This window comes from Rhodoferax sp. (genome assembly GCF_028715765.1).
GTDB lineage: Bacteria > Pseudomonadota > Gammaproteobacteria > Burkholderiales > Burkholderiaceae_C > Rhodoferax.
On sequence record NZ_JAQURE010000016.1, the window covers coordinates 1 to 21,239 of the forward strand.

The 21,239-nt window shown below is 55.9% G+C and carries 20 protein-coding genes and 5 tRNA genes; 5 read left to right on the forward strand and 20 right to left on the reverse strand.

The window, feature by feature from the left end:
* Positions 1 to 112 precede the first annotated feature (112 nt).
* The 18 genes from PHT20_RS07365 to PHT20_RS07450 form a co-directional block, all read right to left on the reverse strand.
* Positions 113 to 829 (reverse strand): hypothetical protein, encoded by a 717-nt coding sequence (locus PHT20_RS07365; protein WP_301020014.1) that lies wholly within the window; start codon positions 827 to 829, stop codon positions 113 to 115.
* A complete protein-coding gene (locus tag PHT20_RS07370; protein ID WP_301020015.1) occupies positions 822 to 1,745 on the reverse strand; it encodes a hypothetical protein in 924 nt (307 codons plus the stop codon). Before PHT20_RS07370 ends, PHT20_RS07365 begins: the two co-directional genes overlap by 8 nt.
* Positions 1,738 to 2,403, reverse strand: coding sequence for a Rha family transcriptional regulator (locus PHT20_RS07375; protein ID WP_301020016.1), 666 nt, complete (start codon positions 2,401 to 2,403; stop codon positions 1,738 to 1,740). Before PHT20_RS07375 ends, PHT20_RS07370 begins: the two co-directional genes overlap by 8 nt.
* Positions 2,400 to 2,597 carry a hypothetical protein gene (locus PHT20_RS07380; protein ID WP_301020017.1) on the reverse strand — a complete coding sequence of 66 codons (198 nt, stop codon included), beginning with the start codon at positions 2,595 to 2,597 and terminating at the stop codon, positions 2,400 to 2,402. The genes PHT20_RS07375 and PHT20_RS07380 overlap by 4 nt, the downstream gene beginning before the upstream one ends.
* Positions 2,598 to 2,607: 10 nt before the next feature.
* A complete protein-coding gene (locus tag PHT20_RS07385) occupies positions 2,608 to 2,940 on the reverse strand; it encodes an AlpA family phage regulatory protein (protein WP_301020018.1) in 333 nt (110 codons plus the stop codon).
* Between the two features lie 127 nt (positions 2,941 to 3,067).
* A complete protein-coding gene (locus PHT20_RS07390; RefSeq protein ID WP_301020019.1) occupies positions 3,068 to 3,607 on the reverse strand; it encodes a hypothetical protein in 540 nt (179 codons plus the stop codon).
* Between the two features lie 95 nt (positions 3,608 to 3,702).
* Entirely contained in the window at positions 3,703 to 4,047 is a 345-nt protein-coding gene (locus tag PHT20_RS07395) for a type II toxin-antitoxin system PemK/MazF family toxin (RefSeq protein WP_301020020.1), read from the reverse strand.
* Positions 4,044 to 4,298, reverse strand: a complete 255-nt coding sequence (locus PHT20_RS07400; RefSeq protein ID WP_301020021.1) for an AbrB/MazE/SpoVT family DNA-binding domain-containing protein — start codon at positions 4,296 to 4,298, stop codon at positions 4,044 to 4,046. The genes PHT20_RS07395 and PHT20_RS07400 overlap by 4 nt, the downstream gene beginning before the upstream one ends.
* A 46-nt stretch (positions 4,299 to 4,344) precedes the next feature.
* Positions 4,345 to 5,571: an integrase arm-type DNA-binding domain-containing protein gene (locus PHT20_RS07405; RefSeq protein WP_301020022.1), complete on the reverse strand. Its 1,227-nt coding sequence runs from the start codon at positions 5,569 to 5,571 to the stop codon at positions 4,345 to 4,347.
* A 185-nt stretch (positions 5,572 to 5,756) separates the two neighbouring features.
* Positions 5,757 to 5,849, reverse strand: a tRNA-Leu gene (locus PHT20_RS07410).
* 78 nt (positions 5,850 to 5,927) lie between these two features.
* Positions 5,928 to 6,001 (reverse strand) — tRNA-Cys (locus tag PHT20_RS07415).
* 47 nt (positions 6,002 to 6,048) lie between these two features.
* Positions 6,049 to 6,124 (reverse strand) — tRNA-Gly (locus PHT20_RS07420).
* A 36-nt stretch (positions 6,125 to 6,160) separates the two neighbouring features.
* Positions 6,161 to 6,236 (reverse strand) — tRNA-Gly (locus PHT20_RS07425).
* 61 nt (positions 6,237 to 6,297) lie between these two features.
* Positions 6,298 to 8,736, reverse strand: coding sequence for an endopeptidase La (lon, locus tag PHT20_RS07430; protein WP_300087460.1), 2,439 nt, complete (start codon positions 8,734 to 8,736; stop codon positions 6,298 to 6,300).
* 81 nt (positions 8,737 to 8,817) lie between these two features.
* The gene (clpX, locus tag PHT20_RS07435) at positions 8,818 to 10,080 is read right to left on the reverse strand and encodes an ATP-dependent Clp protease ATP-binding subunit ClpX (RefSeq protein ID WP_301020023.1); all 1,263 of its coding nucleotides are present in this window, start codon (positions 10,078 to 10,080) and stop codon (positions 8,818 to 8,820) included.
* A gap of 5 nt (positions 10,081 to 10,085) precedes the next feature.
* The gene (gene clpP / locus PHT20_RS07440; protein ID WP_301020024.1) at positions 10,086 to 10,685 is read right to left on the reverse strand and encodes an ATP-dependent Clp endopeptidase proteolytic subunit ClpP; all 600 of its coding nucleotides are present in this window, start codon (positions 10,683 to 10,685) and stop codon (positions 10,086 to 10,088) included.
* A 149-nt stretch (positions 10,686 to 10,834) separates the two neighbouring features.
* On the reverse strand, positions 10,835 to 12,145 hold the full coding sequence (tig, locus tag PHT20_RS07445; protein ID WP_301020025.1) for a trigger factor: 1,311 nt from the start codon (positions 12,143 to 12,145) through the stop codon (positions 10,835 to 10,837).
* A gap of 130 nt (positions 12,146 to 12,275) precedes the next feature.
* A tRNA-Leu gene (locus PHT20_RS07450) sits at positions 12,276 to 12,362 on the reverse strand.
* 211 nt (positions 12,363 to 12,573) lie between these two features.
* On the opposite strand from PHT20_RS07450, the gene PHT20_RS07455 reads away from it, so the two are divergent.
* The 5 genes from PHT20_RS07455 to PHT20_RS07475 are packed head-to-tail and all read left to right on the forward strand — an operon-like array spanning position 12,574 to position 16,743.
* Positions 12,574 to 13,140 carry a thermostable hemolysin gene (locus PHT20_RS07455; RefSeq protein ID WP_300087468.1) on the forward strand — a complete coding sequence of 189 codons (567 nt, stop codon included), beginning with the start codon at positions 12,574 to 12,576 and terminating at the stop codon, positions 13,138 to 13,140.
* Positions 13,137 to 14,630, forward strand: coding sequence for an AMP-binding protein (locus tag PHT20_RS07460; RefSeq protein ID WP_301020026.1), 1,494 nt, complete (start codon positions 13,137 to 13,139; stop codon positions 14,628 to 14,630). Before PHT20_RS07455 ends, PHT20_RS07460 begins: the two co-directional genes overlap by 4 nt.
* Positions 14,627 to 15,292: an iron-containing redox enzyme family protein gene (locus PHT20_RS07465; protein ID WP_300087472.1), complete on the forward strand. Its 666-nt coding sequence runs from the start codon at positions 14,627 to 14,629 to the stop codon at positions 15,290 to 15,292. Before PHT20_RS07460 ends, PHT20_RS07465 begins: the two co-directional genes overlap by 4 nt.
* Positions 15,283 to 16,074 (forward strand): SDR family oxidoreductase, encoded by a 792-nt coding sequence (locus PHT20_RS07470; RefSeq protein WP_301020027.1) that lies wholly within the window; start codon positions 15,283 to 15,285, stop codon positions 16,072 to 16,074. The genes PHT20_RS07465 and PHT20_RS07470 overlap by 10 nt, the downstream gene beginning before the upstream one ends.
* A gap of 30 nt (positions 16,075 to 16,104) precedes the next feature.
* A complete protein-coding gene (locus PHT20_RS07475; protein ID WP_301020028.1) occupies positions 16,105 to 16,743 on the forward strand; it encodes a tetratricopeptide repeat protein in 639 nt (212 codons plus the stop codon).
* A 118-nt stretch (positions 16,744 to 16,861) separates the two neighbouring features.
* On the opposite strand, the gene PHT20_RS07480 is transcribed toward PHT20_RS07475, so the two are convergent.
* Together PHT20_RS07480 and PHT20_RS07485 are read right to left on the reverse strand one after the other, a co-directional pair.
* On the reverse strand, positions 16,862 to 20,014 hold the full coding sequence (locus PHT20_RS07480; RefSeq protein WP_301020029.1) for an efflux RND transporter permease subunit: 3,153 nt from the start codon (positions 20,012 to 20,014) through the stop codon (positions 16,862 to 16,864).
* Between the two features lie 7 nt (positions 20,015 to 20,021).
* Complete coding sequence (locus PHT20_RS07485; RefSeq protein WP_300086903.1) at positions 20,022 to 21,215, reverse strand: efflux RND transporter periplasmic adaptor subunit; 1,194 nt, start codon at positions 21,213 to 21,215, stop codon at positions 20,022 to 20,024.
* Between the last annotated feature and the right edge of the window lie 24 nt (positions 21,216 to 21,239).

The window sequence follows — 21,239 nt, forward strand, 5'->3', positions numbered from 1 at the left end:
GGCTTTGGCACGACGGCGACGAAAGTGGTTTGAGGGCCTTTGGGCTCAAGCTGAAATTGACCCAAGTCTGCACAAGTTCGGACTCGCTTGAAACATCGAAATCTCTAATGGATTATCTGGGTTCAAACCATGGCTCTGTCGTTGCCGCTGGGGTCGTTGCCTTCACTGCCTTGCTGCCAGCAGTCAAAGATTCAGCGGGACAGAATGGTAAATCTAGAGGGTGTCCGCTAGCCGGGCTAGAGAGGGGGGGTAAAAGTGCCCTGATAGCCCCGTCTCCCGGGGGTCTAGCTGCACTCTCTAGTCCGCCAGCCGGGTCTATAGCGGGCTTCTCTAGTCCGCCAGCCGGGCTAAGCATGTTAATTTTGGTTGATGCCGTTTTGCCGTGTCCGCGCCACTTCTCAAACAAGGCTTCTCGCGTTGGGGCAGGTGTTGACGGCTTGAAGGTGTTGTACATGCCGCGCCTAAATCCCTCCACTGCGCCAGCGTCATAACCCGGCAACTTGTCCAAGCTGTACCAGGTTAGGGCAAACCAACTGGCCTTGTTGGGTCTGTGCCCCTGCACCGTCTGGTAGATCAGCTTTGCGTCCAGCAGTTCGCGCCGCGCCCGGTCGATCACGTCTCTACTACGCCAGCCACGTGTCGCAAGGTAGCGCCCGGATAACAAATAGCGCCCGTTATCGCCGCCTTGTCGTTGCCGTGCCAATTCGATCAGCAGCGCCACCGCCGGGTAACTGAGGCTCTGGTACGCCTGCGAGTCGATCACGCACCAGGGTAAAGCACAGTACCCGCCCGGCTCACGGCTTTGGTCAACGCGTGATTTTTTAGCCATGCGCACCGCCTTCAGAGTATTTTGGGTCTAGCCCGGAAATACTCCTTTTGAAGTAACCCATGATGCTTTTCATGGAGTCCGTTTCGGCCTTTTCGATGCGCACCGCGTGCTGCCATGCGTCCAAATCCAACACAGCCGCAATGGCAGAATCAAGCCGCGATCTAAGCTCTGGTGGGGGTAGTGCATCAACTTCCCAACACCGTTGACCGAAGCGTTTGGTAAACCACTGGTAACGGGTGTCGTTGATCTTGTCGCCCACGGGGAACCATGGCAGTTGGCTGTATTCCCCCACGTCATCATCATCTAAGGCCAGCCGAATGATTGACGCGCTGCCACCGTAGCGTGCAATGCGCTTGGGCAAGTCAACCTCTGACATATGCCGTCCGCTGGGGTCATGATCTCCAACGTAGAAAACAACCATGGGCTTCTCACTGGCCAGCGTTTCCTCTGCGATACCGTGAATAGCTGTGGCGCTTCCATACCCATGCAGCACGCGAAACGTCACCCCATACTTCTTCAAAATCGGTGCCACCGTGCCGCGTATCGTGCCCTTCTCGCTCCATACCTCTACCCGGCGTGGTTGCATAGCCCAGTAGTCCTTTCGGTACTGCGCCACCGCCGTTTCAATGATCTGCTCGGGGTTGTCCCATGAGGCCACGGTTTCAGCAGCACGGGTTTCGTCAACAATCCAAGCCCAGGGGATAAGCCCTGTCTCACGGGCAAAAACAAGCTGTTCACCTACTGCGCCCGTGCTCTTTTTGCCCATATCTGATATCAGCTTTTGAGTGAAAAGCCGATAGCAAACTGCCCTGATAGAACAAGGCTGTATTTCCTGCAAGATGCGCCGTGATGCTTCAATCAAGATCATGCTCTTGGCTGAACGTCCGCGCCCTTTACGCTTGGTGGTGCTACGCATGGCCAGCCACCTCCAACGCGATAACGCCCGTCAACGCCTGCAAACTGTTTTTGATGCGAGGGTAAGCATCATGGTGGTCTGTTGCGCCTTGAGCGGTTTTTGATGCCACCAACTGCCCCACGATCAACAGCGCTTGCTGGGGTAGTGCAGCACTGGCACGCTGGCCAGATTCGATGCCTGCAAACTTGTTCAGCAGTCGATTGACGTTCGCGTGAACATGGCGCTCGTTGGGTGAACCGTTGGCCAGCACGTGCAGGGCATCATGCAGGTGGTGGTACTCGGGCAGGTACTCGGTCTTGCGCATTGCTGCCGCCCGGCGTAAGTCTCCAAACGCTTTGACCAGTTTCACTTTCAGTTCACGCACGCGCTTTGTGTTTTTGCTGTACGCCAGCGCCAGCGTGGCTTGATCTTCATTCAACATGGCAAACTTTTCAGGCTGACCACGTCCGTCGATTACTCCGGTTTGAAACCGAAGTATTCCAAGCTGTTCAAAGTCAGCACGATGGTCTTGCACCAGCTCAAAAAGGCTTCGGTGTTTGTTGCCCAGGTACTTTGCAAGTTGCTGGGTGCTTACCCGTGGCTCTTTCGTGGTGGTGGTCAACACCAGGTCTTGCGGTTCTGCAATGGCTGGGGTTTTTGGTGTGGTCGGTTGCTTCATGATGCCGCCATCCGTGCCAAGATCACGCCGATACCAAATGCCACCGCGTAACTGCCAATCTCGCAAACCCAGAAATAAACGTCATGGGCTTGCCCAATGGGTGCATGGCTGCGAAAATCCGACACGTTGGCGTCAGAGTGCAAGCCTTCAGAGTCGCAAGCTCTGGGGGCTTTTTGCTGGGTGTTGTGTGTCATGTTGCACCCCTTACGCCGCGGACTGCGCTGCCATCCAAGCCCTTACCTGCCCAGCTTGCCATGCCGTCACGCGGGTGCTCAATTTGGTGGGCTTGGGGAACTTGCCCAGCTTCACCATGCGCCATAACGTTGGTGCTGAAAATGGCAATGGGGCAATGGCACTGTCGGGGTTCTTTGCGCTGCGCACCAGTTGCGCCTCGCGTAGCCATGCGTTATCTGGCAGTCGATCAAACACCGCTGTAACGGGTGCTGGGGGTGTTGCTGGCGCTGTTGCCGTGGGCTTGAGGGTGCTCACCGTGGTGGTGGGCTTGCGGCCTTTATCGAATCCGAAACCTTTTGACATTGTGTCCGTCCTTTTGAAAGTTGACGGGGTGAATGTCGTGCGGATTTGCTATTTTTTTTGCGTATGGCCAGCTAGCCGTTACGCTTACCAGGCCAGCCGTTACGTGTGGCAAGCCAGCCGTATCAAATCAAAGTTTTTTGTTTTTGCGAAGTGCGTCGTAAATCAGGCGTTGCGGGTCTTTCGATGCATTCTTCAAAAATTCTGGCAGGTTATTCGCTAGGTAGCGTGCAATTTTCTTATCGTCCACAAGCTGAGTCTTTGCTTCATTCAATGCCCAAATTTTGAGTTCCCGAATACTGCGGTGCTTTGCATTAGCCCCGATTACACCAGCGGTCGAAAGATTCTTTTTGCGATCAATCTCTTTTTTTGAAACTGTCATCAGCGCCTCTATTGCTACACCCCCAATATGCGCTGCATCAGCCCCCGCATCAAGAATATCAGGGAGTGTTTTTACAAAGCTCCGATACTCATCCAACTTTGGCCCAATCATTGCCAAGCCGTCTTCACAATCTTTGAGAGCAATTTGTGCTCTAGCGGCTATGTGAACGGCTAAATCAAAATCAACCCACTCGCGTAGGTGTGCCTCAAATTTGGAAACCCGTACATCGAATGGCACTGATGACGGGTCATGTAGGCCAGGAATGTAGTCATCATTGTCCAAATCCATCACGTCCCCCTCTACGCCCTGAGAATGAACCAGCGCCAGGCAGATCAGGGGTAATCTGCTTTTCGCCCCGTCGGGCTAGGCGTGGTCAAAAACTGTCAGTCCAGCATTGCCGCCACTCTCGCCCTGACTTCTTCAGCCAAATAGTCGGGCGCCTTTTCGATCAGCGTTAACTTGCGCTGCGCCGGGTCGATCATCCTGAATTGATGCACCAGCACAATGCCAGCGGTTTGCAGTCCGGTGCCTGTCAGCGATACCGCCATGCCCGTGTGTCGTGCTGCCAGGCCACCTTGCGTAATGGGGCAAACACCAATCATGCCCAGCTTGTTCAGCGCCGCTTGCGTCACCACAATGGCAGGTCTGCGCCCTTGTTGCTCCATGCCCAGCGTGGGGTCAAAGTTGGCCACCACAATGTCGCCGCGCTGCCAGGTGGTGCGGGTCACAGTGGTGCTTCCTGTCCGCTGGGGGGCATGGTGTCCCAGCCCTTGTCGATCAGCAACGGCTTGTCGCCCTGCATGGCCAGCAGGTCGTCCAGGCTGTACCTGCGCCGCTGCACGGGGGTAATGACCAGCCGCCCAGCGTCAAATTCAAAGTTCACTTTGTCACCGGGGTGCAGTCCGGTGGTTTTGGCCATGGCCTGCGGTATGGTGACTGCAATTGAACCGCCTGCGGCTCTGAGCGTTGACGTGTGCATGGTGTTGCCTGTAGTTTGTAGCACTTAGTTTAACTCGCAGTGCTTTTCATGCCGCCTTGACTGGCAACTGAATCACGTCTGCGCCAATGCGCAACTTGTCCAAATAGTCCGCCCAGCGTTGCATCATGGCAATGCGTGCTGGCAGGTGCGACGTGCGGTTGTACGCCCTGCCCAGCGGGTCTTTGACGTTATGCGCCAATTGGTGTTCGATCAAATCAACACGTTCGCCCAACACTTCGTCTGCAATGGTGCGAAACATGGCTCTGAATCCGTGGGCAGTGTGGGTTTCTTTGTCGATGCCCATGGCGTGCAGTGCGCTGTTGATGGTGTTCTCACTCATGGGTCTGTCTTCACTTCGCCCGATGCTGGGGAAAACGTAGCGCCGCGTCCCGGTCAATGGCTTCATGCCCTCGATCAGCGCCAGCGCTTGCGTGGACAAAGGGACAAGGTGGTCAACCTTCATTTTCATTTTGCTGCCGGGTATGCGCCATTCAGCCGCTGCCAGATCTAGCTCTGTCCACTCCATGCCGCGCAGTTCGCCGGGTCTGACAAAGAGCATGGCCGATAGCTTCAAAGCCGTGGTGACTTGCGGGTGTCCGGGGTAGGCGTAAATGGCTCGCATCAAAGCGCCTGCCTGTTTGGGGTCGGTAATGGCTGCAAAGTGGCCAGGTGCTGCTTTGGCCAATGCGCCCTTCAGGTCTTGCGTCACGTCACGCTCACAGCCGCCCGTGGCCACCGCGTAGCGAAACACCTGCCCACAGATTTGTTTGACGCGCTGCACTGAGTCCAATGCGCCACGGGCTTCCATATGACGCAATGCGCCCAGCACGTCACGCGCCCCGATGGTCGATACCGCCATGCTGCCAATGTAGGGAAAAACGTCTTTCTGTAGCCACGTCGTCACCTTGGCTTGCGTGCTGGCCATGCGATCAGCTTTGGTTTTGTCCAGCCACTCCAGCGCCACCCGCTCGAACGTGTTGGCCAGCACTGCCGCCTGTGCTGCCTTGGCTTCCTGTTTGGCTGCACCGGGGTCGATGCCGTGGGCAAGTTGTTTGCGTGCTGCCTCACGCCGTTGTCTGGCCACCGATAAGCTGATCTCGGGATAAGTACCTAGCGCCAGCGTTTTGCGCTTATCGGCGAATCGGTAATCCATGCGCCAGTACTTGCCAGCCGCCTTCACCAGCAAATACAAGCCGCCGCCGTCAGCGTGTTTGTCACCAGCCGCACCACCGCTATGTTTGGCTTGCTTAACGAATGTGTCTGTCAGTGCCATATTTGCCCCAAATCAGTGTTTTGACGGTATCTCTGTTTGTCGGTATGTGCTGATACCGTCATAAGTACCGTCATTTTGTCGGTATGTCATGATACCGCCTGAAACCCGATAAGGCAAAAAAAACCCGCGTTCCCTATGAGAGAAGCGGGTTTTGAGGTGTTTTGAGACTGTCTGAAACTGCTAAATGGTGCCCGAGACCGGAATCGAACCGGTATGCCCGTTATTCACGAAGCGGCGGATTTTAAGTCCGATGTGTCTACCTATTTCACCACTCGGGCACAGTCATATTTTGAAACAAAAAAGCCCCGTAATTGATTTGAACGGGGCTTTACGCATAAAAACAAGCCATATTTTCCTGGAGGCGCGACCCAGAGTCGAACTGGGCTAGACGGATTTGCAATCCGTTGCATAACCGATTTGCTATCGCGCCATAAAAACTGACAAAAAAGGGAAGCGAAGCTTCCCTTTTTTAAAAAATGGAGCGGGAAAAGAGGCTCGAACTCTCGACCTATACCTTGGCAAGGTATCGCTCTACCAACTGAGCTATTCCCGCAAATCACAAGCAATAAACTTGTGAAACATGAAACACTGGAGCGGGAAAAGAGGCTCGAACTCTCGACCTATACCTTGGCAAGGTATCGCTCTACCAACTGAGCTATTCCCGCGTTTCAAGCCTCGTATTATAGGGTTATTTTCTAAAATTTTGCAAGCCATTGCAAAAAATTATCAGTGTTTAACCGTTGCAGTGACCTCGGCAACGACTTGCACAGGTGCAACAGCAGTCGAGACTGGTTCGTCTTCAAAAATGGGAGTGGGCATGCGCTCTAAAGCAATTTCCAACACCTTATCAATCCAGCGAACAGGCAAAATTTCAAGACCATTTTTGACATTGTCAGGAATGTCTTGCAGGTCTTTGGCGTTGTCTTCAGGGATCACAACTGTTTTGATTCCCCCTCTTAAAGCAGCCAAGAGTTTTTCCTTCAAACCACCAATGGCAGTGACCTCACCACGCAAAGTAATTTCACCAGTCATCGCGACATCACACCGAACAGGGATACCTGTCATGGCAGAAACAAAGGCAGTTGTCATAGCAGCACCTGCACTGGGGCCGTCTTTAGGGGTTGCGCCGTCTGGTACATGGATATGAATGTCTTTTTTCTCAAAAAATTCATTCTTGATGCCTAAACGCTGTGACCGGCTGCGCACAACAGTTCGTGCCGCCTCAACAGATTCTTTCATCACATCACCCAAGGAACCGGTTCGCGTAATGACACCTTTACCCGACATCATGGCGGCTTCAATGGTGAGCAAATCCCCACCTACTTCAGTCCAGGCCAAACCCACCACTTGCCCCACCTGGTTATTTTTTTCTGCGCGACCATAGTCGTACTTACGAACGCCCAAGAAGTCATTGAGGTTGTCGCCTTTGACAACAACCTGTGGTTTTAACTTTTTAAGTTGCAAACTTTTGACAACTTTTCTGCAAATTTTGGAAATTTCCCGCTCCAACGAGCGCACGCCAGCTTCACGTGTGTAATAGCGCACGATATCGCGCATGGCTTCTTCGGTGATCAACAATTCAGATTCTTTGACGCCGTTGTTACCCAACTGCTTGGGCAGCAAGTATTTAAGTGCAATGTTGGTTTTTTCGTCTTCGGTATACCCAGAGAGCCGAATCACTTCCATGCGATCAAGCAACGCAGGCGGGATATTCATTGAATTTGAAGTGGCCACAAACATGACATCACTCAAATCAAAATCAACTTCAACGTAGTGATCACCAAACTTGTGATTTTGTTCGGGGTCGAGCACTTCAAGCAATGCACTGGAAGGGTCACCGCGAAAATCCGTGCCTAGCTTGTCAATTTCATCGAGCAAAAACAACGGGTTGCGCGTGCCAACTTTGGTCAAACTTTGCAAAACTTTGCCTGGCATTGCGCCAATGTAGGTACGGCGATGGCCACGAATCTCAGCCTCATCCCTGACGCCACCCAACGCCATGCGCACGTACTTTCGGCCTGTAGCTTTGGCAATGGATTGACCCAACGATGTCTTACCAACGCCAGGAGGCCCCACCAAACACAAGATCGGCGCCTTGACCTTTTCTACCCGTTGTTGAACAGCAAGGTATTCAAGAATTCGGTCTTTCACTTTGTCCAAGCCATAGTGATCTTCGTTCAAAACCGTTTCAGCATGGGTTAAGTTGTGTTTGATCTTGGTTTTGGCTGCCCACGGCAAACCAGTCAAGACATCTATGTAGTTGCGAACCACAGTGGCTTCGGCCGACATGGGAGACATGAGCTTGAGCTTTTTGAGTTCAGCTTCAACTTTCTTCAAAGCTTCTTTGGGCAGTTTGGCCGCTTTGATCTTTTTCTCAAGCTCATTGATGTCGGCACCGTCTTCGCCTTCACCCAACTCTTTTTGAATCGCCTTGACTTGCTCGTTCAAGTAAAAATCGCGCTGATTTTTCTCCATTTGCCGCTTCACCCGGCCACGGATTTTTTTATCGACATTCAGTATGTCGACTTCACGCTCAATTTGCTCAAATAAATTTTCCAGGCGATCGCGCACACTTGGCAAGTCAAGCACGGCCTGCTTGTTTTCTAATTTCAATGGCAAGTGTGCCGCAATCGTGTCAGCCAGACGACCTGGGTCATCGATACCGGCAATGGATGTGAGAATTTCAGGCGGAATTTTTTTATTGAGTTTGACGTATTGATCAAACTGCTGCATCACCGCACGGCGTAAAGCTTCAATTTCACTGACTTTGGCACGCGACTTAGGCTCTGGCTCAGCCGCCAATTCAACAGGCAGCACAGTCGCAGTAAAAAGATGTTCACCGTCTTCAATGTGCGCGACTGTGGCGCGCTGCTGCCCTTCAACCAACACCTTCACGGTGCCATCTGGCAACTTCAGCATTTGCAAAATGGTTGAAATACAGCCCATGTCAAACATGTCTGAAACCACAGGATCATCTTTTGCAGCAGCCTTTTGTGCCACCAACATGATGCGGCGATCTGTATCCATAGCAGCTTCAAGCGCTTTGATGCTTTTGGGTCGTCCGACAAACAGCGGAATCACCATGTGCGGAAAAACAACCACATCACGCAATGGTAACAAAGGCAAATCGATGGGCGTAGCGGGCAAAGGGACGTGTCCGGGCATGTGAAATCCTCAAAAAACCTGTCAATAAAGCAGCTCTAAAGAGCCAAAAAAATCAATGTCACAAAGGTCAATCTTTGTGAATCAGGCTTTTTTGGCTTGCTCGCGGTAAACCAACAGTGGTGGCTTGTTCTCTTCAATCATGGACTCATCCAGCACCACTTTTTCAACATTAGAAGTGTTTGGTAAATCAAACATGGTGTCAATCAGAGCTTGTTCAAGAATAGACCGTAAACCACGTGCCCCCGTTTTGCGAGCCAGCGCTTTTTTGGCAATGGCTTTCAGGGCGTTGGGGCGGATTTCAAGCTCAACGCCTTCCATGGAAAGCAGTTTGCTGTATTGCTTGACCAAGGCGTTCTTAGGCTCAGTGAGAATTTGCACCAAAGTGTCTTCGCTGAGCTCACCCAAGGTGGCCACCACAGGCATACGCCCTACCAACTCTGGAATCAACCCAAATTTGATCAAGTCTTCAGGTTCAACCTCTTTGAAAACTTCAGTCAAATTGCGATTTTGTTTGCTTTTAACGGCAGCACCAAAACCGATGCCTGAAGATTCTGTGCGGTTGTCAATGACCTTTTCCAGGCCAGCAAATGCGCCACCACAAATGAACAAGATGTTGGTGGTGTCTACCTGAACAAAATCTTGATTCGGATGTTTGCGCCCACCTTGTGGCGGAACACTGGCCATGGTGCCTTCAATCAATTTAAGCAACGCTTGCTGCACCCCCTCGCCAGATACATCTCGGGTGATGGAGGGGTTGTCTGATTTGCGTGAAATTTTGTCGATTTCATCGATGTACACAATGCCACGTTGCGCGCGTTCAACTTCGTAATTGCAGCTTTGCAGCAACTTGAGCACGATGTTTTCAACGTCTTCGCCCACGTAGCCAGCTTCGGTCAACGTGGTGGCATCGGCCATGACAAATGGCACATCCAGCATCCGAGCCAAGGTTTGCGCCAACAAGGTTTTGCCAGAGCCCGTAGGACCAATCAGCAAAATATTGCTTTTGGACAACTCCACATCGTCCTTGGCCGATTTTTCCTGATGACGCAGCCGTTTGTAGTGGTTGTAAACCGCCACTGCCAAGATGCGCTTGGCAGGCTCTTGGCCGATCACATAGTTGTCAAGATTGGCTTTGATCTCGGACGGTGTGGGCAAATCACTTTTGGCAGCCGTCTCTGTGGTGGCGGGTAATTCATCGCGAATGATTTCATTGCACAAATCAATGCATTCATCACACACAAACACCGAGGGTCCGGCAATGAGTTTTTTAACTTCGTGCTGACTTTTGCCGCAAAACGAGCAATACAGAGTTTTCTCGCCTGAGGAGCCTTTTTTTTCGGCCATGAGAACTAAGCCCTTTTGGAAATAACTTGGTCAATCAGACCGTACTCTTGACACTCTTGCGCCGACATGTAGTAGTCACGTTCAGTGTCGCGTGAAATCCGCTCCAGGGGTTGACCGGTGCGCTCTGCAAGGATTTGGTTGAGTTGCTCACGGGTTTTCAAAATCTCACGTGCAGCAATCTCAATTTCTGTGGCTTGACCCTGGCTACCGCCTGAAGGCTGATGAATCATGATCTTTGAGTTTGGCAAGGCAAAGCGCTTGCCCTTTTCACCTGCGGCCAGCAAAAATGCCCCCATGCTGGCAGCCATGCCTGTGCACAAAGTCGAGACTTGTGGCTTGATGAAATTCATGGTGTCAAAAATCGCCATACCAGCGCTGACAGACCCGCCGGGGGAGTTGATGTAAAAAGAAATATCTTTATCTGGATTTTCGCTTTCCAGAAACAACAACTGTGCCACCACCAAATTGGCCACGTAATCATTCACGGGGCCAACCAAAAAAATCACCCGCTCTTTCAGCAACCTAGAGTAAATGTCATAAGACCGCTCACCGCGACCAGACTGCTCGATCACCATGGGTACCATGCCCAATCCTTGGGGGTTCATTGCATTCGTTTCAAAATTCATCTTGACTCCAAAAAACTTATAGGACTGTAGCCAAAAATCAAACCACTAAAACAAATGGGGCTTGAATGCAGAGCCACAAGCCCCGCACAAGCCCCAATATCAACCGTTTTAAACGGATGTTAGCGTGCTCAGTTTTGAGCCATGAGTTCGTCAAAAGTGACTGCTTTTTCAGTCACTTTGGCCTTTGCCAGTACAAAGTTGGTCACGTTATTTTCCAGCACCACACCTTCAACTTCAGCCAGACGGTTTTGGTCGCTGAAATACCAGCGTTCCACTTCTGACGGTTTTTCATAGCTGGCTGCCAGCTCTTGCACGTGGGCTTTGATTTGATCCATGGTGGCTTGCAATTCATTGGCACGCACCAATTCAGACACCACCAAACCCAAGCGAACACGGCGCTCAGCTTGCGGCTTGAACACATCTTCAGGAATAGTCATTTTTTCAGCGTCTTTCATGCCCCGTTGCTTCAAGTCGGCGCGGGCACCTTCCAGCAAGCGTTGCATTTCTGCCTGAACGCTGGCGTTTGGCAAGTCCAACTCAGCTTTGGCCACCAAGGCATCCATCACGGCGGCTTTGTTGCGTGCCTGCAAACGGAACTTCACTTCACGTTCCAGATTTTTCTTGATGTCTGCGCGCAGACCTTCAACGCTTGCGTCTTCAATGCCCAATGACTTGGCCAGAGCTTCATTCACCTCAGGCAAATGCGCGGCTTCAATTTTCTTCACGGTGACCATGAAATCGGCCGTTTTGCCAGCCACATCTTTGCCGTGGTAATCCGCGGGGAATGCCAGTGGAAAGGTTTTGCTTTCGCCGGTCTTCATGCCACGCGTAGCTTCTTCAAATTCTTTGAGCATCTGACCATCGCCCAAAATAAATTGAAAGTCTTCAGCTTTGCCACCTTCAAAAGTTTCGCCATCGATCTTGCCTTCAAAATCTACCGTGACACGGTCGCCGTCTTGGGCGGCAGCATCGTGTGGACGTTGCGAGAAAGTGCGACGTTGCTTACGCAAGATATCAATCGTTTTTTCGATGGCAGCTTCAGACACTTCGGTAGAGATTTTTTCAACTTCAGCCTCGGTCAAATCACCGATCTTGACTTCTGGAAACACTTCAAACACAGCTTCAAAGCTGAGTTCGTTTTCTGGCGCACCTTCTTTTTCACTGATTTTGGGCTGACCCGCCACGCGCAACTTGGCTTCATTGGCCGCGTTAAAAAAGGCTTCACCAACCTTGTCATTCATCACTTCATATTGAACGGAATAACCATAGCGCTGTGCCACCACTTGCATGGGGACTTTGCCTGGACGAAAGCCGTCCATCTTCATGGTGCGAGCCAATTTTTTCAACCGGGCGCTCACTTCAGACTGAATGACTTGCACAGGCAAGCTCAAAGTCATTTTGCGTTCAAGCTTTTCAAGAGTTTCAACAACTACGGCCATGGGACATCTCCAAAATTAGATAGGTAATCAAGCACCCGCTGCACCACCCGATAAACGGGCTCACATCAGACACTCCTGTGCCCTTGGTTGACAGCGCGGCTGCCAAACCAAATCAGGCAAATTCTCATCGTGGTGCGCGGAGCGGGACTCGAACCCGCACAGTGTTGCCACCGTCAGGACCTAAACCTGGTGCGTCTACCAATTTCGCCACCCGCGCAAACTGTTGCAGAGCTCTTCAAACTCAACCCTGCAATTAGGTCAACTCAGAATTTTAACCCGTGCAAACCCAGGCTTGTAGCTTGCTCTGTTGCTGACTGCAAAGTTAAGACCAACTTAAGAAACGATTTTTAGACTGCACTTCAGATTTTCAACGTCTCAAACCCGGTTTTTCCATGCCCAACACCCAGCGCAAGTTATCTCGAAACCCTATGTCCACATTGCGTGCCATCCACATAGGTGTTGATTCACCGCGCCGCCAACAGGCTGAAGACTTCATCAAGCAGGTGTTTGATGCGCGTTACAACGCCAAAGTCAGCACCTTCACACCCGACCTCATGGTGCTTGAACAGCGTGGTGCCATCGTGGCTGCGGCAGGCTGGCGCAGTGCAGCAGCGTCCACACTTTTCCTTGAACGCTACCTCGACACACCCATTGAACAAGCCATGTCACATCTGTCTGTCTTGCCCATTGCGCGCCACAGCGTGGTGGAAGTGGGTCACTTGGCCGCCAAAAAATCTGGCAGCAGCATTTATCTGTTTCATGCGCTGGCGCAGCATCTCAACCAGCAAGGGTTTGAATGGGTCGCCTCCACCGCCACCCAAGAGCTGCTGGGCATTTTTGCCAAACTGGGTTTGCCACCGCTGGCACTGGCTGCCGCCAACCCCGAAAGGCTAAACGGCCAAGCCGATGCTTGGGGCAGCTACTACGACACCCAGCCCGTGGTGGCTGTTGGCAAAATCAAATCGGCCTTGCTCCGCATGAGTGCCCAGGCATGAGCGCCACCCGGCTTTTGGACGCATTGGCTGCTCAGGGGGAGCGGCTGGTGCTGTCAGACGCTTGCCAGCAGCTCAGCGCCGCAGAGGTATTGCGCAAGGTGCAGGCACTGACGGCAAACTTTGCCAACGCCCAAGTGATTGCCGTCCTGGCAGACAACAGCGCCAACTGGGTGTTGGCCGACTTGGCCACGCTGACCATGGGTGCCGTGCATTTGCCTCTGCCAACCTTCTTCAGCCCCGAGCAAATGGTCAATGCCTTGACCCAAACCCAGGCCGATGCGGTGTACACCGACCAACCCGAGCGCATCACCGCCCTGAATCTGGGCTTTGTGTGTGAATGGACACAAGACTCACACAGCTTTCTGCGTCGTCCAGTGGCGCCGCACAACCTGCCCCAAGCCTGCTGCAAGGTGTCTTTCACGTCTGGCAGCACCGGCGCACCCAAGGGCGTTTGCCTCAGCGCAAGTGGCTTGATGGCCACCGCGCAAGCGGTGCAAAGCAGTTTGGCACCCTTGGACATTCAGCGGCATTTGGTCGTGTTGCCATTGAGCTTGCTGCTGGAAAACACCGCCGGCATTTATGCTGCCTTGCTCAACGGCTCACCGGTGCATGTGCCGCCGCTGGCCAGCTTGGGCTGGCGCGGCATGGCGGGGTTTGATCCGGCAGCGCTGCAACACATGGCTTTCAACGTCCAACCCAGCAGCATGATTTTGGTGCCAGAGCTGCTCAAAGCCTGGTTGCTGTTCTTGCAACTCACCCAACAGCGCGCGCCGCAAAGCCTGCGCTTTGTGGCTGTGGGCGGCGCCCATGTTGACGCAGCCTTCATAAGCCAAGCGCGCCAGGCCGGCATTCCCGCCTACGAGGGCTATGGCTTGACTGAATGCGGCTCAGTGGTCAGCCTGAATCTGCCAGGCGACGAAAGCACCGGTGTGGGGCGCGTGCTGCCGCATGTGCAACTGCGTCTGAGCCAAGGTGAAGTCTTGCTGCAAACCTCGGCATTTTTAGGCTACACCGGCCAAACCCCGCCCCCTGAAACAACCCGCCCAGCGGCTGCAACGCACGAATTTGCCACCGGAGACCTGGGCACGCTGGATGCCCAAGGCCATTTGCACCTGATGGGACGCAGCAAAAACCTGCTCATCACCAGCTTTGGCCGCAACATCTCGCCAGAGTGGGTTGAATCTGTTTTGCTGGCACAGCCCGCCTTGCTGCAAGCGGTGGTGCTGGGCGATGCCCGCCCTTGGTTGGTGGCGGTGCTGGCGCCCATGCCCGGCATGACCGAGTCGCACATCACTGCCGCCATGGCGTATGCCAACCGTCAGTTGCCCGACTACGCCCAAGTCAAACACTGGCTCATCGCCCCACCCATGACCCTGGCCAATGGCCTGGCCACAGGCAATGGCCGCCCCAAGCGCAGCGCCATTGCAGAGCAGTTTGCCAGCCGCCTTGAAACCCTCTACAACCCACCCGCTGACCACCCTACCCCATGAGCTTTTACGAACAACTCGCCACAGCCACCCAAACCGACCGCGCTTACCTGCTATCCGCGCCCTTGGTGGCCGACTGCCTGCAAGGCCGTGCCCAGCTGCCTGACTACCTGGCTTTTTTAAGCCAGGCCTACCACCACGTGCGTCACACCACACCGCTGCTGATGTCACTGGGGGGGCGTCTGCCCGAGCGGCTGGCCTGGCTGCGCCGGGCAGTGGCTGAATACATAGAAGAAGAAATTGGCCATGAAGAATGGATTTTGGACGACATCACCGCTGCCGGCGGCGATGCCGCCGCGGTGCGTGCCAGCCGCCCCGACCTGCCTGCCGAGGTGATGGTGGCCTACGCCTACGACCTGATCGCACGCGGCAACCCGGCGGGCTTTTTTGGCATGGTGTTTGTGCTCGAGGGCACCAGCGTGGCCTTGGCACTGATGGCCGCTGACAAAATTCAGCACGCCCTGAGCCTGCCCAACGCGGCCTTCTCTTACCTGCGCTCGCATGGCACGCTTGACCAGCAGCACACCCAGCACCTGGCCGGTTTGCTGGAGCAAATGGATGCCGCCGACCAGCAAGAAGTGCTGCGCTGCGCCAAAGTGTTTTTCAAACTCTATGGCGACGTGTTCCACGGTTTGTCTGCGCACCAGGCTGCCCCATGCAACTGAACACCGCCCGCCTCTTGCTCACCGGTGCCACCGGTGGGCTGGGTCAAGCTTTGGCGCGCCAACTGGTGCAACACGGCGCCCAGCTGTTGCTGGCCGGGCGCGACGCGGCCAAGCTCCACACGCTGCAAACCCAGCTGGGTGCAGCCGCCACGGTGTGCGTGGCTGACCTCACCCAAACTGATGGGGTCAACGCACTCACCCAAGCCGCGCAAGCCTTCCAGATCAACGGCCTGATCAACAACGCTGGGGTCAGCGCCTTTGGCCTGCTGCAAGACCAATCCTGGGACTGCGCTGAGCAGGTGCTGCAAACCAATTTGCTGGCGCCCATGCGCTTGACCCAAGCCTTGCTGCCCCAGCTGCTGGCCCAGCCCCAAGCCTGTGTGGTCAACATCGGCTCCACCTTTGGCAGCTTGCCGTTTGCTGGGTTTACCGCTTACTCCAGCGCCAAAGCCGGGCTGCGCGGGTTTTCGCAAAGTCTGCGTCGCGAGCTGGCAAACACCCAGCTGCACGTGCTGCATGTGGCACCTCGCGCCATAGACACCGCGCTCAACAGCCCGGCGGTCAATGCCCTCAACCGCGCCCTGGGCAATGCCAGTGACAGCCCCGAGGCCGTGGCCACGGCAGTGCTCAAAGCCATGGCGCAAAACCGCCTTGAACTGCACCTTGGATTTCCAGAGCGCTTGTTTGCCTGGCTCAATGGCGTAGCCCCCAGCCTGATTGACCGCGGCTTAGCCGGCAAGCTGGCCACCATCCAACACCACGCCAAAACCCCCAACGCTTAACGCCTGAAGTTTTTACAAAGAGCAAACCCGATGAAAAAACACGCACTCTCCCTGGCTCTGACTGGCCTGTTGCTCAGCAGCAGCCTCTGCTTTGCGGCCAATGACGAATCTTTGGTGCGCCCGCTGCAAGACCAGTGGGCACAAATCAAATACAAGCAAGATGCCAAGCAACAAGCCGACGCCTACCACGCCCTGGCAGACCTGGCCGCCAAGCTGGCCGAGAGCCACCCCAACCTGGCTGAGCCGCTGATTTGGCACGGCATTGCCGTGTCAAGCGAGGCCGGTGCCAAAGGCGGCTTGGGCGCACTGTCGCTGGCCAAACAAGCCAAATTGCTGTTCGAGCAAGCCATTCAAATCGACGGCACCGCGCTCGACGGCTCGGCCTACACCAGCTTGGCCACGCTGTATGCCAAGGTGCCAGGTTGGCCGCTGGGCTTTGGCGACAAAGCCAAGGCTGACGAGTTGTTCAAAAAAGCCCTGGCGCTGAACCCCAATGGCATTGACAGCCATTTTTTGTACGCCGATGTGCTGGCCGACCAGGGCAAAACCGCCGAGGCCATCAGCCACCTGGAAGCGGCCCAAAAAGCCGCACCCCGCCCTGGGCGCGAGGTGGCTGATGCGGGTCGCAAGCTGGAAATCGAAGCGCTGCTCAAGAAACTCAAGCCCTGAAAATTTATAACAAATCAGGCTCTAGCGCTTATGGAATAATCGTGAGTAGCTCTTAAAACCATATCAATTCACAACCTCAGCCACTGGGTCAGAAAGCGCCTGACCCAGCCTGCCCAAGCTATTTGCTTGTGGGTGTGACCCTGAACCATGCCGCATACATGGCCGGCAGCGCCAGCAGCGTCAGCACCGTGGCCACGATCAGCCCGCCCATGATGGCCACCGCCATCGGCCCCCAAAAGACCGAGCGACTCAGCGGAATCATGGCCAGCACGGCGGCAGCTGCAGTCAGCACAATCGGGCGCAGGCGGCGCGTGGCGGCTCCCACAATGGCCTCCCAGGCCAGCACCCCACGGGCACGGTCTTGCTCAATTTGGTCAATCAAAATCACCGAATTGCGCTGAATCATGCCCATCAAGGCAATCACCCCCAGCAGCGCCACAAAGCCAAACGGCCGGTTCAGCAGCAGCAGCGCCCCAGCCACCCCGGCAATGCCCAGCGGCCCGGTCACAAACACCAGCACAGCGCGGCTAAAGCTGTGCAACTGCAGCATCAGCAGCGTGAAGGTGATGAACAGCATCACCGGCACCCCCGCCACAATGCTGGTTGACCCCTTGGCGCTCTCGGCCACCGCACCAGCCACCACGATGTGGTAAGCCCCCTCGCCGGCCCGCGCCCATTTGGCCTCCAGCGCTTTGAGCTCGGGCAGCAGCTGGTTCGTCACCGTGGCGCCTTGCATGCCCTCGGCAATGTCGCTTTGCACCGTGATGGCGTAGTCACGGCTCTCGCGCCACAGCACGCCCGGCTCCCAGGTGAACACCGGTTTGGCAATTTGGGTCAGCGGTATCGACTTGCCAGCGGCGGTGGGCAAGTAAGCGTTGGCAATGTCGGTGATGGCGTTGCGCTCTTGCAGCGGCTGGCGCAGCACGATGTCGATCAGCTTGTCGCCCTCGCGGAACTGCCCCACGGTGCTGCCGTTGAAGATGGTTTTGGCCGCCACCGCAATCGACTGGCTGGTCACGCCCAGCGCACGCGCTTTGGCTTGGTCTACCTCCAGACGCATCACTTTGATGGCTTCGTTCCAGTTGTCATTCACGCCGCGCGTGTTGGGGCTGGCGCGCAGCACGGCCTTGACCTCGTCGGCGCGCGCACGCAGCACCATGGGGTCTGACCCAATCACCCGAAACTGCACCGGGTACGGCACTGGCGGCCCGTTGGCCAGCAGCTTGACGCGGCCACGCACCTCGGGGAACTCTTGCGCCAGCAGGGCGGGGAGCTGCTTGCGCAGGGCTTCGCGGGTGGGCAAGTCTTGGGGCAACACAATCAGTTGCGACACATTGGTTTGTTGAAACACCTGCTCCAGCGGCAAATAAAAGCGCGGCACACCCGATCCCACCCACTGCGTGACCGAGGTCACGCCCGGCTCGCGCATCAGCCGCGCCTCCACCCGCTTGGCCACGGCTTCGGTGGCGGCAAAAGAGGTACCTTCAGCAGACCACAAGTCCACCATGATTTCAGGGCGGCTGGAGTCCGGAAAAAACTGCTGCTGCACCCGCCCCATGCCCAGCACGCCCAGCCCAAACAGCGCCACGGTGGCACCAATGGTGAGCCAGCGGTGGCGAATGCAGGCGTTCACAGCCTTTTGAAAAGCCAGATAAAAGCCACTGTCATACATCTCATGCGCCTGAGCTTGGGCGCCGGCGGCCACATGCGGCGGCGCTTTCAGCAGCCGGGTGCCCAAATACGGCACAAAGTACACCGACACCAGCCACGACAGCACCAGCGCGATCACCGTCACCGCAAAAATGGCAAAGGTGTATTCACCGGTGGCGCTTTTGGCCATGCCAATGGGCAAAAAGCCGGTGGCGGTGATCAGCGTGCCGGTCAGCATCGGCATGGCGGTGATCTCGTAGGCAAAGGTGGCGGCGCGCACCTTGTCAAAGCCCTCTTCCATTTTGCGCACCATCATCTCGACGGCAATGATGGCATCGTCCACCAGCAGCCCCAGCGCGATGATGAGCGAGCCCAATGAGATTTTGTGCAACCCAATGTCCCAGTAATGCATGGCCAAAAAGGTCATGGCCAGCACCAGCGGAATGGTGATGCCCACCACCAGCCCAGGGCGCACATCCAGCGTCCAGCGCCGCCACAGCGGCTGCTGACCGGGGCGTTTGTGCAGCCCCAAGCTGATGAAACTCACCGCCAGCACAATCACCACGGCCTCAATCAGCACCCGCACAAACTCATTGACCGAGGTCGCCACCGAGGTCGGCTGGTCTTGGATTTGCCCCAGCGTCACGCCCACCGGCAAGCTGGCCTGAATCTGCCCGGTGGCAGTGCGCAACGCCTTGCCCAGGGCAATGATGTCGCCACCTTTGGTCATGGACACGCCCAGCGCCACCACCTCTTGCCCCTGAAAACGCACCTTGACACTGGGCGGGTCGGTGTAGCCGCGTTGGATGTTGGCAATGTCGCCCAGCCGCAGTTGCGTGCCAGCGGCACGAATGGGCATGGCGCGCAGCTCTTCAATGGCTTTGAACTGCCCGGCCACCCGCACTTGCACCACATCCAGCGGGGTGTGCATGGCACCGGCTGACTCCACCGCGTTTTGCTGCGCCAACTGTGCCAGCACGGTATTCATGTCCAGCCCCAGCTGGGCCAGGCGCTGTTGCGAAATTTCGATGAACAGCTTTTCGTCTTGCACCCCAAACAACTCAACCTTGGCCACATTGGGCACGCGCAGCAGCTGCTGGCGCACCTCATCGGCAAAGGTTTTGACCTCGGCGTAACTGAAGCCGGGCGCTTGCAGGGCATAGATCACACCATAAACGTCGCCAAAGTCGTCATTGAAAAACGGCCCCAGCACCCCTTGCGGCAAGGTGGCACGCATGTCGCCCACTTTTTTTCGCACCTGGTACCACACGTTCGAGACCTCAGCACCACGCGCGTAGTCTTTGATTTGAAAGGTGATTTGCGACTCGCCAGGCTTGGAGTAGCTGCGAATCTGGTCTGCATAGGGCACCTCTTGCAGCACTTTTTCAAGCTTGTCGGTCACTTGCTCGGCCATTTGCTGCGCTGTAGCACCGGGCCAATAGGCACGCACCACCATGGCGCGAAAAGTAAACGGTGGGTCTTCGTCCTGGCCCAGCTGAAAATAAGCCGTGGCGCCCAGCACCATCAGCACAATCATCAAAAACCGGGTCAACGGCGCATGTTCAATGGCCCAGCGTGAGAGGTTAAAACCCCGCTCAGGGTGCAAGTGGTGTTCACTCATGTTGGGCTCACTTGGCTGCCGCTGAGGCCGCTGCCGCAGGGGTTTGAGGTGCCTCAGGAGCTACACTTTCAGTAGCTGTCTGTGCAATACTGGTAAGCGCTACAGGCTTATTTTCCTTGTAAATACTGACCTTTTGACCGGCCGCCAGCACATGCACGCCAGCCACCACCACTTGCATGCCAGGCTGCAAGCCGCTCGCCACCACCACGTCGTTGCCGTCGGCTGTGGCAATCTGCACCGGCTGTGCCTTGACCGTCATGCTGGCTGCATCCAACACCCACACCGCGCTGTTTTGGCCTTGCTGAAACAGCGCGCTGGTGGGCAATTTGATCACCGGCACACCACTGTGCTGCACGCTGGCAGGCCGGACCGTGACTGTGCTGCCCAGTGGCAAATCGTCTTGCGCGCCCATGGCCACCTTCACGCCAAAGGTGCGGGTCACGGGGTCGGCACTGGCGGCCACCTCACGCACCCGGCCTTTGACGCTGCGCCCGCTTGACCACGATTTGACCAACACCTCAGACCCCACCAAGATCTGCGCCACCTTGTCTTCGGGCACCGCAAACACCACGTCGCGCGCGCCGTCTTGGGCCACTTGCAGCACCGGGGTGCCCGCTGCCAACACTTGGCCGGGCTCGGCCAACACCGCAGTCACCACGCCGGCCACATCGGCCTGCAGCCGGGCATACACCGCTTGGTTGCCCTGGGCGCTGGCCTGGGCAAGCGCCAGGTCCAGCTGTGCCTGAGCGGCTTTGAGCACCGCGTCGCGCCGCTCCAGCTCGGCACCGCTGATGAAGTTTTGCGCCTTCAACTCGGCGTAACGTTTGGCATCAGACGCGGCCAAGTCCCGGTTGGTGCGCGCCGCCTGCACCTGGGCTTGCGCCGCATCCAGCCCCAGCCGCAGGTCTTGCGGGTCGATTTGCGCCAGCAATTGGCCCGCTGTCACATGCTGACCCAGTGCCACCGGGCGCTGGGTCAGCTTGCCACCGACCCGAAAACTCAGCCGCGACTCCACCCGTGGCTTGACCTCGGCGGCATATTCCAGCGTGCTGGTGCTGTCCTGCGTGCCCACCGTGAGCAGCTTCACCGCCCGCACCGGCTCCACCGTCACCGCCGGTTTGCTGCAGGCAGCCAGCAATGCACCAGCCGCTATAGTTGCCGCCAAGCGCTGCAACCCCATCCACGCATGCCTTGAATTCATGAAGTGACCTCTTTCAAATACCCA

Bases quoted from the DNA above. Each gene is read 5' to 3' on its own strand.
- PHT20_RS07465 (WP_300087472.1), top strand. From the start codon at position 14,627: ATGAGCTTTTACGAACAACTCGCCACAGCCACCCAAACCGACCGCGCT.
- PHT20_RS07375 (WP_301020016.1), bottom strand. From the start codon at position 2,403: ATGAAGCAACCGACCACACCAAAAACCCCAGCCATTGCAGAACCGCAA.
- PHT20_RS07385 (WP_301020018.1), bottom strand. From the start codon at position 2,940: ATGTCAAAAGGTTTCGGATTCGATAAAGGCCGCAAGCCCACCACCACG.
- clpP (WP_301020024.1), bottom strand. From the start codon at position 10,685: ATGAACCCCCAAGGATTGGGCATGGTACCCATGGTGATCGAGCAGTCT.
- PHT20_RS07365 (WP_301020014.1), bottom strand. From the start codon at position 829: ATGGCTAAAAAATCACGCGTTGACCAAAGCCGTGAGCCGGGCGGGTAC.
- PHT20_RS07470 (WP_301020027.1), top strand. From the start codon at position 15,283: ATGCAACTGAACACCGCCCGCCTCTTGCTCACCGGTGCCACCGGTGGG.
- PHT20_RS07405 (WP_301020022.1), bottom strand. From the start codon at position 5,571: ATGGCACTGACAGACACATTCGTTAAGCAAGCCAAACATAGCGGTGGT.
- tig (WP_301020025.1), bottom strand. From the start codon at position 12,145: ATGGCCGTAGTTGTTGAAACTCTTGAAAAGCTTGAACGCAAAATGACT.
- PHT20_RS07370 (WP_301020015.1), bottom strand. From the start codon at position 1,745: ATGCGTAGCACCACCAAGCGTAAAGGGCGCGGACGTTCAGCCAAGAGC.
- PHT20_RS07380 (WP_301020017.1), bottom strand. From the start codon at position 2,597: ATGACACACAACACCCAGCAAAAAGCCCCCAGAGCTTGCGACTCTGAA.
- clpX (WP_301020023.1), bottom strand. From the start codon at position 10,080: ATGGCCGAAAAAAAAGGCTCCTCAGGCGAGAAAACTCTGTATTGCTCG.
- PHT20_RS07480 (WP_301020029.1), bottom strand. From the start codon at position 20,014: ATGAGTGAACACCACTTGCACCCTGAGCGGGGTTTTAACCTCTCACGC.
- PHT20_RS07455 (WP_300087468.1), top strand. From the start codon at position 12,574: ATGTCCACATTGCGTGCCATCCACATAGGTGTTGATTCACCGCGCCGC.
- PHT20_RS07475 (WP_301020028.1), top strand. From the start codon at position 16,105: ATGAAAAAACACGCACTCTCCCTGGCTCTGACTGGCCTGTTGCTCAGC.
- PHT20_RS07390 (WP_301020019.1), bottom strand. From the start codon at position 3,607: ATGGATTTGGACAATGATGACTACATTCCTGGCCTACATGACCCGTCA.
- lon (WP_300087460.1), bottom strand. From the start codon at position 8,736: ATGCCCGGACACGTCCCTTTGCCCGCTACGCCCATCGATTTGCCTTTG.
- PHT20_RS07485 (WP_300086903.1), bottom strand. From the start codon at position 21,215: ATGAATTCAAGGCATGCGTGGATGGGGTTGCAGCGCTTGGCGGCAACT.
- PHT20_RS07460 (WP_301020026.1), top strand. From the start codon at position 13,137: ATGAGCGCCACCCGGCTTTTGGACGCATTGGCTGCTCAGGGGGAGCGG.
- PHT20_RS07400 (WP_301020021.1), bottom strand. From the start codon at position 4,298: ATGCACACGTCAACGCTCAGAGCCGCAGGCGGTTCAATTGCAGTCACC.